17 protein-coding genes are annotated in these 17,540 nt (G+C 66.7%); 12 read left to right on the top strand and 5 right to left on the bottom strand.

Translation table 11 applies throughout. The annotated features are described in order from the left end of the window. Positions 1–127 precede the first annotated feature (127 nt). The 4 genes from HV701_RS24735 (at position 128) to HV701_RS24725 (ending at position 3,841) form a co-directional block, all read left to right on the top strand. Positions 128–1,642, top strand: coding sequence for a helicase HerA-like C-terminal domain-containing protein (locus HV701_RS24735; RefSeq protein WP_175135646.1), 1,515 nt, complete (start codon positions 128–130; stop codon positions 1,640–1,642). Positions 1,643–1,786: 144 nt separating this feature from the next. Then, on the top strand, positions 1,787–2,854 hold the full coding sequence (locus HV701_RS24730; RefSeq protein ID WP_175135645.1) for a tartrate dehydrogenase: 1,068 nt from the start codon (positions 1,787–1,789) through the stop codon (positions 2,852–2,854). Between the two features lie 26 nt (positions 2,855–2,880). After that, positions 2,881–3,048 (top strand): hypothetical protein, encoded by a 168-nt coding sequence (locus HV701_RS26885; RefSeq protein ID WP_254595242.1) that lies wholly within the window; start codon positions 2,881–2,883, stop codon positions 3,046–3,048. Next, on the top strand, positions 3,038–3,841 hold the full coding sequence (locus HV701_RS24725) for a hypothetical protein (protein WP_254595241.1): 804 nt from the start codon (positions 3,038–3,040) through the stop codon (positions 3,839–3,841). Before HV701_RS26885 ends, HV701_RS24725 begins: the two co-directional genes overlap by 11 nt. A 72-nt stretch (positions 3,842–3,913) precedes the next feature. Here HV701_RS24725 and HV701_RS24720 read toward each other — a convergent pair whose 3' ends face one another. The 5 genes from HV701_RS24720 to HV701_RS24700 form a co-directional block, all read right to left on the bottom strand. Then, positions 3,914–5,530 carry a DHA2 family efflux MFS transporter permease subunit gene (locus tag HV701_RS24720; protein WP_175135644.1) on the bottom strand — a complete coding sequence of 539 codons (1,617 nt, stop codon included), beginning with the start codon at positions 5,528–5,530 and terminating at the stop codon, positions 3,914–3,916. Positions 5,531–5,542: 12 nt separating this feature from the next. Beyond that, positions 5,543–6,802 carry an HlyD/EmrA/EmrK family protein gene (locus HV701_RS24715; RefSeq protein WP_175135643.1) on the bottom strand — a complete coding sequence of 420 codons (1,260 nt, stop codon included), beginning with the start codon at positions 6,800–6,802 and terminating at the stop codon, positions 5,543–5,545. 20 nt (positions 6,803–6,822) lie between these two features. Then, positions 6,823–8,250: an efflux transporter outer membrane subunit gene (locus HV701_RS24710; RefSeq protein ID WP_175135642.1), complete on the bottom strand. Its 1,428-nt coding sequence runs from the start codon at positions 8,248–8,250 to the stop codon at positions 6,823–6,825. Between the two features lie 93 nt (positions 8,251–8,343). Next, complete coding sequence (locus HV701_RS24705; protein ID WP_175135641.1) at positions 8,344–8,844, bottom strand: MarR family winged helix-turn-helix transcriptional regulator; 501 nt, start codon at positions 8,842–8,844, stop codon at positions 8,344–8,346. A 31-nt stretch (positions 8,845–8,875) separates the two neighbouring features. Further along, positions 8,876–9,760 carry a DMT family transporter gene (locus HV701_RS24700; RefSeq protein ID WP_175135640.1) on the bottom strand — a complete coding sequence of 295 codons (885 nt, stop codon included), beginning with the start codon at positions 9,758–9,760 and terminating at the stop codon, positions 8,876–8,878. A gap of 103 nt (positions 9,761–9,863) precedes the next feature. On the opposite strand from HV701_RS24700, the gene HV701_RS24695 reads away from it, so the two are divergent. From HV701_RS24695 to HV701_RS24660, 8 genes are all read left to right on the top strand, one after another. Then, positions 9,864–10,844: a DMT family transporter gene (locus HV701_RS24695; protein ID WP_175135639.1), complete on the top strand. Its 981-nt coding sequence runs from the start codon at positions 9,864–9,866 to the stop codon at positions 10,842–10,844. Between the two features lie 50 nt (positions 10,845–10,894). Next, positions 10,895–11,884, top strand: coding sequence for a quinone oxidoreductase family protein (locus HV701_RS24690; RefSeq protein ID WP_175135638.1), 990 nt, complete (start codon positions 10,895–10,897; stop codon positions 11,882–11,884). Between the two features lie 160 nt (positions 11,885–12,044). Continuing rightward, entirely contained in the window at positions 12,045–13,547 is a 1,503-nt protein-coding gene (gene styD, locus HV701_RS24685; RefSeq protein WP_175135637.1) for a phenylacetaldehyde dehydrogenase StyD, read from the top strand. Between the two features lie 69 nt (positions 13,548–13,616). Then, a complete protein-coding gene (locus tag HV701_RS24680; protein ID WP_175135636.1) occupies positions 13,617–14,498 on the top strand; it encodes a transporter in 882 nt (293 codons plus the stop codon). Positions 14,499–14,529: 31 nt separating this feature from the next. Beyond that, a complete protein-coding gene (locus HV701_RS24675) occupies positions 14,530–15,720 on the top strand; it encodes an amine dehydrogenase large subunit (protein WP_175135635.1) in 1,191 nt (396 codons plus the stop codon). Continuing rightward, complete coding sequence (locus tag HV701_RS24670) at positions 15,717–16,274, top strand: MauE/DoxX family redox-associated membrane protein (RefSeq protein WP_175135634.1); 558 nt, start codon at positions 15,717–15,719, stop codon at positions 16,272–16,274. Before HV701_RS24675 ends, HV701_RS24670 begins: the two co-directional genes overlap by 4 nt. Positions 16,275–16,294: 20 nt before the next feature. After that, complete coding sequence (mauD, locus tag HV701_RS24665) at positions 16,295–16,933, top strand: methylamine dehydrogenase accessory protein MauD (protein ID WP_175135633.1); 639 nt, start codon at positions 16,295–16,297, stop codon at positions 16,931–16,933. After that, positions 16,917–17,432 (top strand): methylamine dehydrogenase light chain, encoded by a 516-nt coding sequence (locus HV701_RS24660; RefSeq protein ID WP_175135632.1) that lies wholly within the window; start codon positions 16,917–16,919, stop codon positions 17,430–17,432. Before mauD ends, HV701_RS24660 begins: the two co-directional genes overlap by 17 nt. Positions 17,433–17,540: the final 108 nt, after the last annotated feature.

Here is a 17,540-nt window from a genome sequence, read left to right as displayed (position 1 = left end):
CATTTTACCGTGCCGGCGGCCCGCGCGCCCGGGAGCCGGCCGCCTGTGTCCATATTGCCACGCGCACAAGCGCCGCGGCAGGCTCTACACTTGGGCATCTGAGTCATTCCGGTCCGGAGAGCAGCCCATGCCCAACCCCATCGTCATCGCCAGGAACGCGCAGACCGAGCTGGCCCTGTTGCCAGCGCTGGCCAACCGCCATGGCTGCATCACCGGGGCCACCGGGACCGGCAAGACCGTCACCCTGCAGGTGCTGGCCGAGGCCTTCTCCCGCCTCGGCACGCCGGTCTTCATGGCCGACGTCAAGGGCGATCTGACAGGCATCTCGCAGGCCGGGGTGGCCAGTCCGAAACTGCAGGAGCGGCTCAAGAACCTGGGACTGGACGAACCGGCCTGGGGAGCCAGCCCGGTGACGCTGTGGGACGTGTTCGGCGAGCAGGGCACGCCGGTGCGCGCCACCATCACCGATATGGGGCCGCTGCTGCTGGCGCGCATCCTGGAACTGAACGATACGCAGGAAGGGGTGCTGACCCTTGTTTTCAAGGTGGCCGACGACGAGGGCCAGTTGCTGCTGGACCTGAAAGACCTGCGCGCCATGCTGCAGAACGTCGCCGACCGCGCCGCCGAGCTCAAGACCCGCTACGGCAATGTCTCTTCGGCCAGCATCGGCGCGATCCAGCGTGGCCTGCTGGCGCTGGAGTCGCAGGGCGCCGAGAAATTCTTCGGCGAGCCCATGCTGGATGTGGCCGACCTGATGCGCACCGACGCCCAGGGCCGCGGCATCGTCAATGTGCTGGCCGCCGACAGGCTCATGCAGGCGCCACGGCTGTATGCCATCTTCCTGCTGTGGCTGCTGGCCGACCTGTACGAGAAACTACCCGAAGTGGGCGACCCGGACCAGCCCAAGCTGGTGTTCTTCTTCGACGAGGCGCACCTGCTGTTCAACGACGCGCCGCCGGCGTTGCTGAACAAGATCGAACAGGTGGTGCGGCTGGTGCGCTCCAAGGGCGTGGGCGTCTATTTCGTCACGCAGAATCCGCTCGATATCCCGGACACGGTACTGGGCCAGTTGGGCAACCGGGTGCAGCACGCGCTGCGGGCCTTCACGCCGCGCGACCAGAAGGCGGTCAAGACCGCCGCGCAGACCATGCGGCCCAATCCGGGGCTGGACATCGAGGCGGCGATCACGGAACTGGGCGTGGGCGAGGCGCTGGTGTCGCTGCTGGACGCCAAGGGCCGGCCGATGCCGACCGAACGCGCCTGGGTCGTGCCGCCGGCGAGCCGCATCGGCCCGGCCACGGACGCCGAGCGCCAGGCCCTGCGCCAGGCAAGCCCGATGTCCGCCAAGTACGGGCAGGCCATTGACCGGGAGTCCGCCTACGAAGTGCTGGCCGGACGCGCCGCGAAGCCGGCCGGACAGGCGCCGGCAGAGCCGGCCCCGGGCGCGGGCAAGGCGCCGGCCGAAGAACGTGGCGGCTTCATGGACAGTTTGAACGACGTGCTGTTCGGTTCGACCGGGCCACGCGGCGGCAAGCGCGATGGTGTCGTCCAGACCGTGGCCAAGAGCACGGCGCGATCCATCGCGCGCGAACTGGCGCGAGGTATCCTGGGTTCGCTGCTGGGCTCCAAGTCGCGGCGTTGAACGCTGTATTCCATTTTTGGGACAAAAACGGTTACCGCGTCTTGTAATGCGGGGTAATGCGTTCTTTGTAACGAGGGGCTATTGCACTCACGCCATTTATGCCTATGATTCTGGCCGACATAACTCAGAAATCCAAAGGAAATAGTGGTGGCGAAACACAAGATTGCAGTGCTCCCCGGCGATGGGATCGGCAAGGAAGTCGTGCCGGAAGGTTTGAAGGTGCTCGATGCCGTGGCCACGCGCTTCGGCATCGACTTCCAGTGGGATCATTTCGACTGGAGCTGCGACTACTACGCCAAGCACGGCAAGATGATGCCCGACGACTGGCAGCAGCAGATCGGCCAGCATGAAGCCATTTTCTTTGGCGCCATCGGCTGGCCCGCCACGGTGCCCGATCACGAGGCGCTGTGGGGATCCTTGTTCAAGTTCCGCCGCGAATTCGACCAGTACATCAACCTGCGTCCGGTGCGTCTGATGCCGGGTGTGCCGTCGCCGCTGGCCGGCCGCAAGCCCGGTGAAATCGACTTCTTCATCGTGCGCGAAAATACCGAGGGCGAGTATTCCAATAGTGGTGGCGTCCTGTTCGGGGGTACCGAGCGCGAAGTGGTGATCCAGGAAAGCGTGTTCACTCGCGTCGGCGCCGATCGCGTGCTGAAATTCGCGTTCGAACTGGCCCGCAAGCGCGGCAAGCACCTGACGGCGGCCACCAAGTCCAACGGCATTTCCATTTCGATGCCCTGGTGGGACCAGCGGGTCGCGGCCATGGCCGGGAACTATCCGGATGTGCGCTGGGACAAATACCACATCGATATTCTTTGCGCGCATTTTGTGCAGCATCCGGATTGGTTCGATGTGGTCGTGGCCTCCAATCTTTTCGGCGATATCCTGTCCGATCTGGGGCCTGCCTGCACCGGGACGATCGGCATCGCGCCGTCGGCCAACCTGAACCCGGAGCGCAAGTTCCCGTCCCTGTTCGAGCCCGTGCACGGTTCCGCACCTGACATTTACGGCAAAGGCATCGCCAACCCGATCGGCCAGATCTGGAGTGGCGCGCTGATGCTGGATTTCCTGGGTTATCCCGACGCTTCGGCGGCCGTGGTGCGCGCCATCGAAACGGTGCTGGCCGAAGGCCCGCGCACGCGCGACATGCAGGGCAGCGCCTCGACCGCTGAAGTCGGCGATGCCATCGCGTCGTTGATCGCGGCGGCCTAACGGTGCATCCGCAGGGGGCCGAAGACATGGTCGACTCGGTCGCTTCCTCGCCGCCGACACCGGTGGGGGGAGGCCGCGCCGACCGGTTCGCCCGCAAGCTGTTTCGCATGCTGCGTTCGCGCACGCAACGGCACAACCAGCATCTGTGGCCGTTCGTGCGGATCTGGCGCAATCCGGCGGGGGGTGATCTGTAGTTTCCGGGCGTTCGGCCGCACGCAGCCCATCACGCCGCTGGAGCAGGGGTACGACCCCGACGACCGCGAGGTGCATCTGATCCTGAGCGGTCCATCGATCGCCGAGATTCCGTACGACCGTCTGGCCGTCGGCGCGGCGATGGGCGTGAACGGCTCGATTGCGCTCAGGCACAAGTTCAAGGTGCCGTTCAAGTATTACTGCATCATTGACCAGAACTTCGTGCGGGATCGCATCGACCTGGTGCGCGAGATCGTCGCCTGTGACTTGACGCTGTACGTGTTGCCGGAGGTGCTGCGATACATCATGCAGGGGATTCCGCAGGAACTGATTCGCTGCCGCATCTGCATCGTCGAATTGATTTCCGAACGTGCCTACCAGCGTAGCGCGGCGCCGGCCGTGCTCAAGCGCATGGTGGCGGCCTCGCCCGATCTGCAACTGCTGGATGCGAAGCAGGGATTGGGCTTCAGCTTCGATGCCTCGCTGGGGGTATTCGATGCCGATACGGTGGCCTATGTCGCGTTGCAGGTCTTGATCTCCGGCGGCGCGCGCAAGGTCTATTTGCACGGCCTGGACCTGAACCTGCAGCATGGCATGCGTTTTTACGATGAAGGCTCCACGCCGCAGGCCAGCCGGCTGGCGCGCAATTTCGCGCGGCTCATCGAGCCGTCGTTCCGTTTCGCGGCGCCTCAGTGGCGCAGCCGCGGCGTCTCGGTGATCAACCTGTCACCGGTCAGCGCCTTGCCGCCCGAGGTGATCGAGCGGCAGGACTGGCATGCCTTGCTGAAGGATTGACAAGGCCCGGCTAGCGCCGGCCCTTTCGTGGGCCGGCAGCCGCCTTTGGGGCGGCGCCTTGCATTGGCGTCGTCAGTGAGCGCCAGCCGCCGCTTCCGCGGCGCCGCCACCGCCCGCCTTGGCCGAGCGCGGCCGCGCGAACCACACCAGGCCGGTCAGCAGCAGGAAGATGACCGCCGACGCATAGAACACGTCCACCGCCGACATGGTGAACGCTTGCGCGTTGATCAGTCGGTCGACCGTGGTCAGCGCCTGCTGGTGCGACATGCCGACGCCGTTCTGCAGTGCGTTCAGGGTCTGGTCGAACGCTTGCTGGCCGGGCTTGGCGACCTCGGTCAGCTGGGCGTGGTGCAGGGTGGCGCGGTTTTCCCACAAGGTGGTCGCGATCGAAGTGCCGAAAGCGCCGGCGGTCAGGCGCAGGAAGTTCGACAGGCCCGAGGCGGCCGGGATGCGCCAGGGTTCGATGCTGGACAGAGTGATCGAGGTCAGCGGCACGAAGAATGCCGCCATTGCCGCGCCCTGGATGATGGTGGGGATCATCAGCGTGCGCACGTCGGTCTGCGTGTTGAAGCCGGACCGCATGAAGCACACCAGCGCGAAGATCAGGAACGCCACGGTGACAATCTGGCGCGGATCGCGCGTGGCCAGCATCTTGCCGACGATGGGCGTGAGCAGGATCGCCAGCAGGCCCACCGGCGCGGTCACCATGCCGGCGTAGGTGGCCGTGTAGCCCATGTAGCTCTGCAACCAGAGCGGCAGCAGCACCACGTTGCCGAAGAACACGCCGTAGGCCACGGCCAGGGTCAACGCGCCGACCGTGAAGTTGCGCTCCTTGAACAGGCGCAGGTCGACCACCGGATGCGCGTCGGTCAATTCCCAGATCAGGAAGAAAACGAAGGCGACGAAGGCGATGGCGGCCAGCGCGATGATGGTGGGGCTGGCGAACCAGTCCAGTTCCTTGCCCTTGTCGAGCATGATCTGCAACGCGCCGACCCAGATCACCAGCAGTACCAGGCCGAGCTTGTCGATCGGCAGCTTGCGGGTCAGCGATTCACGCTTGCCGTAGATGCGCCAGCTGATCCAGGCCGCCAGCAGGCCGACCGGCACGTTGATGTAGAAGATCCACGGCCAGGTGTAGTTGTCGGAGATCCAGCCGCCCAGCAAGGGGCCGGCTACGGGCGCCACCAGGGTCGTCATGGACCAGACCGCCAGCGCCATGCCCGCCTTGGTCTTGGGGAAGCTGGCCAGCATCAGGGTCTGCGACAGCGGAATCATCGGGCCCGCCACCGCGCCCTGCAGCACGCGGAAGGCGATCAGGGCTTCGAGCGACGGCGAGAAGCCGCACAGCCATGAGGCCAGCACGAACAGCAGAGTGGAGATCAGGAACAGCCGCACCTGGCCGAAACGCTGTGTCAGCCAACCGGTCAGGGGCACGGTGATGGCGTTGGCCACGGCGAACGAGGTGATGACCCAGGTGCCCTGGCTGGAACTGACGCCGAGGTCGCCGGAGATCGTAGGGATGGACACGTTCGCGATGGAGGTGTCCAGCACGTTCATGAACACCGCCGTGGACAGCGCGATCGATCCGATGATGCGGGTCGCGCCTTCCAGTGGCGGGTAGGTGCCCGGCGGGAGGACGGTGGGTTCGGCGGGACCGCCGCCGGCCGCGGGCTGCGCGGTGGTGCTCATGGGAGCCCTCCCTTACCTGGCGCCGCGCGCCGCGCCCGCTTTGGCCACGGACGCGGTGGCCGCCTGCGGACTGAATTCGTCGGACGCGAGGTTGGCCTGGATGATCTTCTGGATCATGGCGTCGACCTCGTCATGGGCCGGCTCGAAGGCGCGCGTCGACCAGGCGGGTTCCTTGCGGGCCGCGGCCGCCAGGGTTTCGCCTTCCTGCTTGCCAACGTCGACTTCCACATCCATCGACAGGCCCACGCGCAGCGGATGCGCCTTCAGGTCCGCAGGGTCGAGTTTGATGCGCACGGGCACGCGCTGCACCACCTTGATCCAGTTGCCGGTGGCGTTCTGCGCCGGCAGCAGGGCGAAGGCGCTGCCGGTGCCGGCATCCAGGCCCTCGACGGTGCCGTGGTAAGTGACCGAACTGCCGTAAAGATCGGCGACCATCTTGACCGGCTGGCCGACGCGCATCTTGCGCAACTGGCCTTCCTTGAAGTTGGCTTCGACCCAGACCTGGTCCAGCGGCACCACCGTCATGAGCGCGGCGCCGGGGGCCACGCGCTGGCCCACCTGCACGCTGCGGCGGGCGATGACGCCGCCGACGGGCGCCGGCAACACCGTGCGCGATTGCGCCAGCCAGGCGTTGCGCAGGCCAGCCATGGCCTGGCGCACATCGGGGTGGTCGGCCACCGTGGTGCCCTGAGTCAGGGCCTGGTTGGTGGCCAGCTTGGCGCGTGCGGCGGCCAGCGCCGCGCGCGCCTGCGCCAGGCCGGATTGTGCGCTCTTGAGCGCCGCCTCGGCGTGCAGGATTTCCTCGCCGCTGACGCCGCCGGACTTGGCCAGTTGCTGGCGTCGGGTGACGTCGCTCTGGGCGCGGGTCAGTTCGGCCTGGGCACGCAGGATGTCAGCGTTGCGCAGGTCGACTTCGGCGGCCAGCGCGTCGTTCTGGACGTAGTAGGTGCGGACTTGGCGCACGGTCTGCGCCAGCTTGGCCTCGGCCTGCTGCAGGGCAACCTGCGTGTCGGCCGGATCCAGGCGCACCAGCGGCTGGCCGGCGGTGACGGTCTCGGTGTCGTCGGCTTCGATGGCCACCACGGTGCCCGGCACCTGCGGGGTGATCTGCACCAGGTTGCCGTGCACGTAGGCGTCGTCGGTGCTTTCGAAGTGGGCGCCGAACAGGATCCACCAGATGCCGTAGGCGATCGCGACGAGGATGAAAACGCCGGTGGCGATCAGCAGCAGGCGTTTGCGGGCGGGATTGGTCGTGGGAGTGGCTGCGTTCATGACGTCTGAATCCGGAGCGTTCAATGAGTGGAGTTCGTGGCGGGCGCGGACGGTTGCGCGGGGGCGGGCGCATAGCCGCCGCCCAGGGCGGTGGCCAGGTTGGCGTCGAGCTGGTAGGCGCGGATGCGCAGGTCGGTGTCGAGCCGGGCCTGGGTCAGCACCCCGGTCTGCGCGATCAGCACGGTCAGGTAGTTGCCCATGCCGGCCTTGTAGCGGTTGACGGCCAGTTCGTAGGCCGCCTCGATGGCTTCGCGCGCCTGGCGCTGCTGCGCTCGTTCCTGTTCCAGCAGGCGCAGGCCGTCGAGCGCGTCGGCAACCTGATGCACGGCGTCCAGCACGGTCTGGTTGTAGTCGGAGACGGCCAGGTCGGCGTCGGCGCGGCGGCTGGCCAGGTTGGCGTTCAGTTCGCCACCGTGGAAGATCGGCAGGGTCACGGCCGGGCCGATGCCGGCGGTGCGGGCGGCGGCGCCGAGCAGGTTGCCGGTGCCGATCGCCTGGAAACCGGCGAAGGCCACCAGGTTGATGTTGGGATAGAACTCGGCGCGGGCGCTGTCGATCTGGTGGCGGGCGGCCTCGGCGCGCCAGCGCGCCGCGACCACGTCCGGGCGGTGGCCCAGCAGCGCCAGCGGCACGCTGGCGGGCACCGTGCCGGCCGGCGCCGTCAGGGGCGTGGCCACCAGCGATTGGCCGCGCTGCGGCCCGGCGCCGGCCAGCGCCGCGACCTGATTGCGCAATTGCGCCAGCGTGGTCTCGGTCTGGGTCAGTTCGACCTGGCCGGCCGCCAGCGACGATTCGGCCTGCTTGACTTCGACCTGGGTATCCAGGCCGGCGGAATAGCGGCCGCGCGTCAGCGCCAGCACTTCCTCGCGCTGGGTCAGCACGCGCTTGAGGACATCGCGCTGCGCGAAAGCGTCCTGCAGATTGAGATAGGCGCGCACGGTGGCGCTGGCCAGCACGTTGCGCGCGGCCTGGGCGTCGGCTGCGGCGGCGGCCTGCTGCGAGACGGCGGCCTTCAGGCGCGAGCGGTTCTTGCCCCAGAAATCCAGCTCGTAGCTGAAGTCCAGCGCCAGCCGGTTGTCGCTGACGACCGAACCGCCCAGCGGGGCGGGATAGATGTAATCGCTGGACAGGTGCTCGCGATTGAGCGTGTAGTTGGCGTCCACGCGCGGCATCAATGGGGCGCGCGCCGTGCTGACCGCGGCGTTGGCCTTGGCCAGGCGCGCCTGTGCGGCGGTCATGGAGGGGCTGTTCGCCAGCGCCTCGTCCATCAGGGCGTTGAGCTGGCTGTCGCCGTAGCGCTGCCACCATTGCGTGTCGGGCCAGGTGACGGCCTGTCCGGTCAGGCCCAGCTTGGTTTCATTCAGGGCGGTCGCCGGTTCCGGACCGGGTTCCATCAGGGCGCAACCGCTCAAGGCCAATACTAATGCGGTAGAAAGAAGGCGTTTCATCCTGACAATCTGCTGAAAGTAATTGATTAATCTGTATTTGCCTAGGCAAATATTATGTCAAATAAAATCCCCTGATGCAGGGGACGGGCGTCGTCAGCGTTCGGGGGCCGAGGCGGAACCGTTGGCGATCATGCGGCGCAGCAAGTGCATCAGTTGCGTGACTTCATCGGTGGAGAAGCCCCGCAGATGGTGGTTCAGCACACGGGCGATGTTGGGCGGGATTTCGCGCGCCTTGGTTTCGCCCAGTTCCGTCAGTTCGATCTTCACGACGCGGCGGTCGAGCTGGTTGCGGGCGCGGCGCAGCAGGCCTTTGGCCTCGAGGCGGTCGAGCGTGCGGGTCATGGCGCCGGTGTCGACACCGTTGAGCCGCGCCAGTTCGGCGGGCGTGTCGGCGCGGCCCAGCGAGACCATCGCGATCGGGCGCCATTGCATGGCGGTGAGATCGAGGGGGGCCATTTCCTGGTCCAGCATCCGGTTCAGGGAATTGGCGACGAGCTTGATCAGGTAGCCGGCATTGTCTTCCATCATGCAGCGGGTATCGCCGCGATAATGGACCGGATTTTCAGAGGATTCAGGGCGTGGCGGGGCATTCATGTGGCCTATTTTATTGCCTAGGCAGTAATTGTCAAGGCTGTTTCTTCGGCTCGCCGGGCAGGGCGGGCGCCTTGCGCAACCCGGACCAGACAATGGCCGCCACGATCAGCGCCGCACCGGCCATCATGCGCAACGTGGGCTGCTGGCTGAACAGGATCCAGGCGAACGCGATGGCGTAGACCGGTTCCAGCGCGATGACCAGGCCGGCGCTGCGGGCATTCAGGCGCGTCAGGCTGGAGACGAAAAGGAAATGCGACAGGCCGGTGCAGAACACGCCCAGCAGCGCCAGCCAGAGCCAGTCCAGGGCGGGCAGAGTGGGCAACTGGCCCACTGCGAACGGCAGCATCACCAGCGCCACCACCAGGTTTTGCCAGCAGGCCACCTGCATCGGATCCATGCCCGAGGCTGAGCGGCGGTTGCTCAGGGCCAGCAGGGCAAAGGTCAGGCCGGACAGCAGGCCCCAGGCCAGCCCGATGGTGCCTTGGTCGGCCAGGTCGAAGGAGGGCGTGACCAGCACCAGGCCCGCGGTGACCAGGCCCAGCAGCAGCCATTCGGCCAGGCGCACCCGTTCGCGGAAGATCAGCCCTTCGAACAGGGTGATGAATGCCGGAAAGCTGGCAAAGCCGAGCGTGGCGATGGCAATGCCGCCCACCTTCACCGAAATGAAGAAGGTGACCCAATGCGCCGCGAGCAAGGCGCCGGCCACCACCAGCACGAACAATTGGGCCGGCGTCAGCGCGCCGAGCAGCGGACGGCGGCGCATGCGGGCGAACAGGCCCAGCGAGAGCACGGCGAAGACCGCCCGTCCCAGGGTGATGACCGCCGCGCTGGCCTGGATCAGTTCTCCGAATACGCCGGTCAGGCCGAACAGGACGGCGGCCACGTGGATATAAGTCAGAGCGCGGTGTCGGGTCATACGCGAGGGGCAAAGGGCAGGCGAGGGCGGCGGGATGCGCCAGGGGCTAAAAAAGCGCGCGGCGGGCGTGCACATCCCGTTGCGCCGAATCTAAAATCATCGCATGAATCGAATCGCCAGGTTTTTGCCGGTCTCCCGCCCCTCCAGCCGTGTGGCCGGATTCCTCATGGCCGCGCTTGGCGCCATCCTGTTCTCGGCCAAGGCCATCGTCGTCAAGTTCACCTACCGTTATGGTATCGACGCGGTCACCCTGATTGCCTTTCGCATGTTGTTCGCCATGCCCTTCTTCGCGGCGGTGGCCTGGCATCAGTCGCGCCTGGCGGCGCGCGGCGAGATTGTCGTCATGACCTGGAAAGAGCGCGTCCAGGTCTGCCTGCTCGGCCTGCTGGGGTATTACCTGTCCAGCTTTCTGGACTTTCTCGGCTTGCGCTATATCACCGCCAGCCTGGAACGGCTGATCCTGTTCCTGTCGCCCTCGCTGGTGGTGCTGATTTCCGCGTTCTGGTTCCGGCGTCCGGTCGAGCGGCGTCAATGGCTGGCGATGACCCTGTCTTATGCCGGCGTGGTGCTGGTGTTCGCCCATGACCTGAGCTTCGGCGGTTCCGTCGAGGTGCTGTCAGGGTCTTTGTTCGTGTTCGGTTCGGCGCTCAGCTATTCTGTTTACCTGATCTGTTCGGGAGAGCTGATCAAGCGCATCGGACCCACCCGGCTGGTGGCATATGCCATGCTGGTGTCGTGCGTGGCCTGCATCGTGCAGTTCTTCGTGGTGCACCCGGCTGCGGTGCTGGTCCAGCCGATGGGCGTGTATGGCTATTCGATCATCCATGCCACCCTGAATACGGTGGTGCCTGTCTTCATGCTGATGTGGGCGGTGGCGTTGATCGGCGCGCCGACCGCGTCGCTGCTGGGCATGCTGGGGCCGGTGTCGGTGTTGTTCCTGGCCTCGTGGTTTCTGCACGAGCCCATTACGGTGTGGCAGTTGGCCGGGACCGCGCTGGTGCTGGCCGGGGTATTCGCATTGATGGGGGGCGGGGCCGCGAAGGCGCCTCCCTCCGCACCGGGCGGTAGCGCGCCCGCGCGCTGAGATCCGGTTTTCCCGTTTGAGTCGCAACATTCCAATGAAAGGAGGCCAGTATGGCCAGCAATCTCGTCAAGGCAATTCGTATCGAACAGCATGGCGGTCCCGAAGTCCTGAAGCTGGCGGAGGTCGAAGTGCCGCCGCCAGCCGCCAATGAGGTCACCATCGACCAGCACGCGGCCGGCTTGAATTTCATCGATATCTATTTCCGCACGGGTTTGTATCCGCATCCGCTGCCGCATGGCCTGGGCTTCGAAGGCGCGGGCGTGGTGACCGCGGTGGGCGCCGATGTCAAGCATCTCAAGAAGGGTGACCGGGTCGCTTATGGCCAGAGCCCGCTTGGTGCTTATGCCAAGGCCCGCAACGTGCCGGCCAACCAGGTCGTCAAGCTGCCCAAGGGCATTGGTTTCGATGAGGCCGCCGCCGTGATGCTCAAGGGCCTGACGGTGCAGTACCTGTTTCGCCAGACCTACCGCCTGCAGGGCCATGAAACCATCCTGTTCCACGCGGCCGCTGGCGGCGTGGGCCTGATCGCCTGCCAATGGGCGCGCGCGTTGGGCGTGAAGCTGATCGGCACCGTTTCCAGTCCCGAGAAGGCCGAGCTGGCCCGTGCCAACGGCGCCTGGGAGACCATCGACTATTCGCGCGAGAACGTGGCGGAGCGGGTGCTGGAACTGACCGGCGGCAAGAAGGTGCCGGTGGTGTACGACGGCGTTGGCAAGGACACCTGGGAGACGTCGCTGGATTGCATCGAGCCGCGCGGCCTGATGGTCAGCTTCGGCAATGCCTCCGGCCCGGTGACGGGCGTCAACCTGGGCATTCTCAACCAGAAGGGCAGCCTGTATGTCACCCGGCCGTCGCTGGGCGTGCACGTCAATACGCTGGAAAAGCTGCAAGCCGCGTCGGACGAACTGTTCAACCTGGTGCTGAAGAAGAAGATCAAGGTGCGCATCGACCAGCGCTACGGCCTGGAGCAGGCTGGCGAGGCCCAGACCGCGTTGGCTGGGCGCAAGACCACCGGCGCCACGGTGCTGATGCTGGATTGATCCGTCGCGCCCCGGGGCGCGCCAGGCAAGGGCGGGACGCAATGCGCGTTCCGCTTTTTTTTGCCGTGCGCACCGGGACAAATCGCCATGCACGGGCGGACAAGCCAGCGCATCGGGCCGTTGCTATGCTGGCTCGACCTTATCCGTTGGAGCCTTCCGCATGCCGTCCGCCCCTCCCATCGCTTGCGCCTCCGGCCGCCCGGAATTGGCCGCCATCCGCGAATACATGATTGTCGACGGCAAGCCGCTGCGTCAGGGGCAGGGCGATCCGATCGCGGTCCACGACCCGGCCACGGGCGAAGTCATCGCGACGCAACTGGACGCGGGCCCGGCCCAGATCGACTTGGCGGTGCAGGCCGCGCGCCAGGCGTTCGCTGTCGGGCCGTGGCACGAGATGCTGCCCGCCGGGCGTGAGCGCCTGCTGCTGAACCTGGCGGACCTGGTCGAGCGCCATGGCGAGGAACTGGCCCGGCTCGAAACCCTGAACAATGGCAAGCTGCTGGGCATCGCGCAGGGACTGGAAGTCGGCGCCGGCGCGCAGTGGCTGCGCTACATGGCGGGCTGGGCCACCAAGCTGACCGGGGACACGCTGTCCCTGTCGATTCCGTTTCCGCCGGGCGTCAGATACAGCGCCTACACCGTGCCACAGCCGGTGGGCGTGGTGGCCGCCATCATCCCGTGGAATTTTCCGCTGCTGATGGCGATCTGGAAGATCGCCCCGGCCCTGGCCGCCGGCTGCACCGTGGTGCTCAAGCCCGCCGAGGAAACCCCGCTGACCGCCCTGCGCCTGGCCGAGCTGGTGCTGGAGGCGGGCTTTCCGCCCGGTGTGGTCAATGTGGTGACCGGCCGTGGCGAGACCGCGGGCGCCGCGCTGGTGGCGCATCCGGGCGTGGACAAGATCGCCTTCACCGGCTCCACCGAGGTCGGCAAGCTCATCGGCCGCGCCGCCATGGACGACATGAAGCGGGTCTCGCTGGAACTGGGGGGCAAGTCGCCGGTAATTGTGCTGGATGACTGCGACCCGGAAGCCGCCGCCCAGGGCGCGGCCGCCGCCATCTTTTTCAACCAGGGCCAGGTCTGCACCGCCGGGTCGCGGCTGTATGTACAGAAGGGGCTCTATGCCAAGGTGGTGGCGCGGCTGGCCGAACTGGCCGCCGGCATGCGGCTGGGGTCGGGCTTCGATGCGGACACGCAGCTAGGGCCGCTGGTGTCGGCCCGCCACCAGCGGCGGGTCATGGACTACATCGGCATTGGCCGCGCCGAAGGCGGCAAGCTGCTGGCGGGCGGCGATGCCGGCGAGGGCGCCGGTTACTTCGTGCGGCCGACGGTGTTTGCCGATCTGCCGCAGGACGCGCGCATAGCCCGCGAGGAAATTTTCGGACCGGTGGTGGTGGCCCAGCCCTTCGACACCCTGGACGACGCTGTGCGGCTGGCCAACGACAGCGCCTTCGGCCTGGGTGCCAGCCTCTGGAGCAACGATCTGACGCGGGTCCAGCGGCTGATCCCGCGCATCGACGCGGGCACGCTCTGGATCAACACCCACAACATGCTGGATCCGAACATGCCGTTCGGCGGTTTCAAGCAGTCCGGCGTGGGCCGTGAACATGGCCGCGCCGTGCTCGACCTGTATTTGGAGAAGAAGTCCGTTTGTATCGCTTACTAGACTGACGGCCGCGCGAGACAAGCCGGGGCATACCGGCGCGCGGGCGGCCGCACAACCAAGGGGAAGTGCATGGCAGGCAAGAACAAGGGCCGGGTCCGGGCGCGGGCAGCATTGCTGCTGGCGTGCCTGGCCACGGCGCAGACGGCGTCGGCCGGAGACCCCAGCGCGCGTGACTGGATACCCGCGCCGGTGGGCACCAATATCATCGCCGGCTATCTGGCCGGGCTGCGTTCCTCCGGGCTGTATTCGGCCGGTCAGCGCATCGGCGGCGCCTCGGTGGACGTGGACGCGCTGATTTACCGCCAGATGCACTACCGCGAACTTTTCGGCAAGACGGTGCAGCTCGAATTCATCGTGCCGATGACGCGCACCACGATGGAATTGCCGGGCGCCTCGCGCGACCGCCAGAGTGGCATCGGCGACGTGACGCTGGGTTCCGCGATCTGGCTCTACAACAATGAGCAGACTAAGACCTGGTTTGCGTGGGAGCCCTTCGTGGTGGTGCCGGTCGGCCGCTACGACGGTTCGCGCCCCGACACCTCGCCGGGCAAGCACCGCTGGTCCACCATCCAGGATTTCTCGTTCGTCAAGGGCGTGGGCGAATCCACTTTCCTGGAGGCCATCGCTGAAGTGGAAATCTACGGCCGCAACAGCGACTGGATGAGCCAGACGCTCAAGAAGGACCCGTCGTTCCGCTTTTTCGCGCTGGCATCCACCAACCTCACACCCGATACCTACACCGGCATCCGCTACCGCTACGAGACCGGTGGGCGCGAGCGTTCCGGCGGCGAAACCGTGACCGGCCGCGCGCGCAGCCATCAGCTGGCGCTGGAACTGACCCATCAGATCAACGACGCCAACCAGATCCAGATGCAGTACATCCACGACCTCAAGGTCGAGAACGGCCCGCGCATGCGGGGCGTGCAGATGCGCTACGTCTATGCCTTCTAGGAGCAACGGACATGACACCAGGAGAGATCGAATGATTGCGCTTTTTGCCAACGGCAGGGCCAGGCGGGCCGGCAACTGGGCGCTGTGCGCGGCCCTGGCCGCTGCCGCCGGGCTCGCCCGCGCCGACCTGCCGGTCGAGGAACTCAAGGGCGGCACGCGCCTGCCGCCGGCCACGCCGCACCGGTTGTACGTGATGGATGCGGTGTTCAACCACCTGGTCGACAGCCGCGTCAACATCTATGACGGCGACAGTATGAAATTCCTGGGGCTGGTGCCCTCGTCGTTCAATGGCCACATGACGGTGTCGGCGGACGGCAAGGACATCTACATCATGACCACCTACTATGAGCGCCTGAATCGCGGCAAGCGCACCGACGTGGTCGAGGCCTGGGACGCCGAGACGCTCACCCCAAAGTACGAGGTGCCGATTCCCGAAAAGCGTGCCCAGGCGCTGAACTACCGCAATTATCTGCAGCAGAGTTCGGACGGCGGCCTGCTGTTCGTGCAGAACGCCACGCCGGCCTCGTCGGTGACGGTGGTCGACCTGAAGGCGCGCAAATTCACTGATGAAGTGACCGCTTCCGCGGGCTGCTGGAGCATCATCGTGCCGCCGTCGCGGCCGCGCAGTTATGCCAGCATCTGCGGCGATGGCTCGTTCGTCACGGTCGACCTGGACGCCGCCGGCAAGCCGTCCGGCCAACAGCGCAGCAAGCCCATGTTCGAGGTCGAGAAGGACCCCATCTTCACGCATACCGATCGCCTGGGCGACACCTTCTATTTCGTCTCGTACAACGGCAACGTCTACAGCGCCGATTTCAGCGGCGCCGAGGCCCGTTTCGGCGAGCGCTGGTCGCTGCTGGATGCCTCCGGCAAGGATCGCGGCTGGCGGCCCGGCGGCTATAACCTGCTGGCGGTGAACCGCGCCAACAAGCGCCTGTATGTCGGCATGCATCCGAATGGCGCCGAGGGCTCGCACAAGACGCCTGCCGCCGAGATCTGGGTTTTCGACCTGGCCACGCATAAGCGGCTGGCGCGCATTCCCGGCAGGAACGCGCTGTCGATGTCGGTGTCGCAGGACGACAAGCCGCGCCTGTTCACCATCGACGGGGGCAACGTCAACATCTACGACGCGGCGCCGGCCGCGCCCGTTTTCAAGGGCACCATCCAGGGCGCGGGCGAGACGGCCTTGCAGGTCGAGCCGCAGCCGGGAGGCACGCCATGACCGATCCCGTCCTGTTCTATGCCGCCAGCGCCGCGCTGGCCTGCGTGCTGCTGTTGGGCGCGCTGGAAAAGCTCAAGGACATGGCCGTCTTTTACGCGGCCGTGCATGCCTATGAGATCGTGCCGGCCGGCCTGGGCGGCCTCTTTGCCTGGGGCTTTGTACTGGCCGAGGCGCTGGCCGGCGCCTTGCTGCTGGCGCCCGGTCTGCGCGCGGCAGGCGCCGCGCTGGCGCTGCTGGTGCTGGCGTTGGCCACTGCCGGCGTGGCGTTCAACCTGGCGCGCGGGCGCCGTGACATCGATTGCGGCTGCGGCGGCCCGGCCCTGCGCGGCGCAGCGGCGCGTGGCGCCGGGCTGTCCTGGTGGATGGTGGCGCGCAACGCGTTGCTGGCGCTGTGGACGCTGCCGGTGTTCGCCGCCGCGCAGGGCGCCTCGCGCGCCCTGCAATGGGCCGACGCGGCCCCGGTCTTCGGCCTGGCGATGAGCGCCGTGGCCCTGTATTTCACCGCCAATCATCTGCTGGCCTCGCACCTGAAGCTGCGCCAGTTGCATATCTAGAAACAACGGAGCGACACGATATGGAAGCCTTGATCATTTCCAATTTTCTGCTGTGGGGCGTGGTGCTGTGCCTGCTGCTGGTCATCCTGGCGCTGTCGCGCCAGATCGGCGTGCTGTACGAGCGCGTCGCGCCGATGGGGGCGCTGACCATGGACAAGGGGCCGGCGGTGGGCGAGGCCGCGCCCCGGTTCGAGCTGGCCGACCTGCTGGGCCGGCGCCTGACGATCGGCGAACGCGGCCAGCACAGCCAGTTGCTGTTCTTCCTGTCGCCGACGTGCCCGGTGTGCAAGAAGCTCCTGCCCATCCTCAAGTCGGTGGCCGGCACCGAGAGCGCCTGGCTGCGCATCGTGCTGGCCAGCGATGGCGAGATGCCCGAGCACCTGGCGTTCTACCGCCAGGCGGGGCTGGAGCGCTTTCCGTACCTGCTGTCGACCGAACTCGGCATGAAGTTCCAGATCAGTAAGCTGCCGTATGCCGTGCTGATCGACGAGGCCGGCGTGATCCGCGCCAAGGGTCTGATCAATTCCCGCGAACAACTCGAAAGTCTGTTCACGGCCAAGGAGCTGGGCGTGGCCTCGGTGCAGGAATTCCTGGCCGGCGGCGCGTTGCAGGAAACCCGAGTTTCGCGCAAGGAGAACGGCAATGCGCTGGTTGGATAAGCTTGGCGAGCGCGTCACGCGCTCGGTCGCCCATACCACCTCGCGGCGCAGTGTGCTCAACCGCATCGGCCGTGTGCTGGTCGGCACCGCCTTCCTGGTGCCGGTGTTGCCGGTGGCGCGTTCCGCGCCGGCGGCGGCCAGGAAGCCGCAGACCGACGAGACCGCCTGCGACTACTGGCGCTATTGCGCGGTGGATGGATTCCTGTGTTCTTGCTGCGGCGGCAGCACCACGTCGTGCCCGCCCGGCACCTCGCCGTCGGCGGTGTCGTGGGTCGGCACCTGCCACAACCCGATGGACGGCAAGGACTATCTCATCAGTTACAACGACTGCTGCGGCAAGACGGCCTGCGGCAAGTGCATGTGCGCCTCGGCCGAGCGCGAGCGGCCGGGCTACCAGATGTTCCTGCACAACGACGTCAACTGGTGCATGTCGAACGAATCTTCCATCTTCCATTGCACCACCTCCGTGATCGTGGGGTTGGCCAAGAAGAAGCCATGAACGGCGCGGCGGGAAGGGACGGCGGCACGGGTCGGCGGCGCGCGGGTGGCGCCGCGGCGCTGGCCTGTGCGGCGGCGATCGTGGCGGGGCTGGGCATGGCGCGCGGTG

This window comes from Achromobacter pulmonis, from assembly GCF_902859765.1.
Lineage (GTDB): Bacteria > Pseudomonadota > Gammaproteobacteria > Burkholderiales > Burkholderiaceae_B > Achromobacter > Achromobacter pulmonis.
Note: the sequence above shows the minus strand (reverse complement) of the source record. Positions and strands in the feature narration are given on the sequence as shown.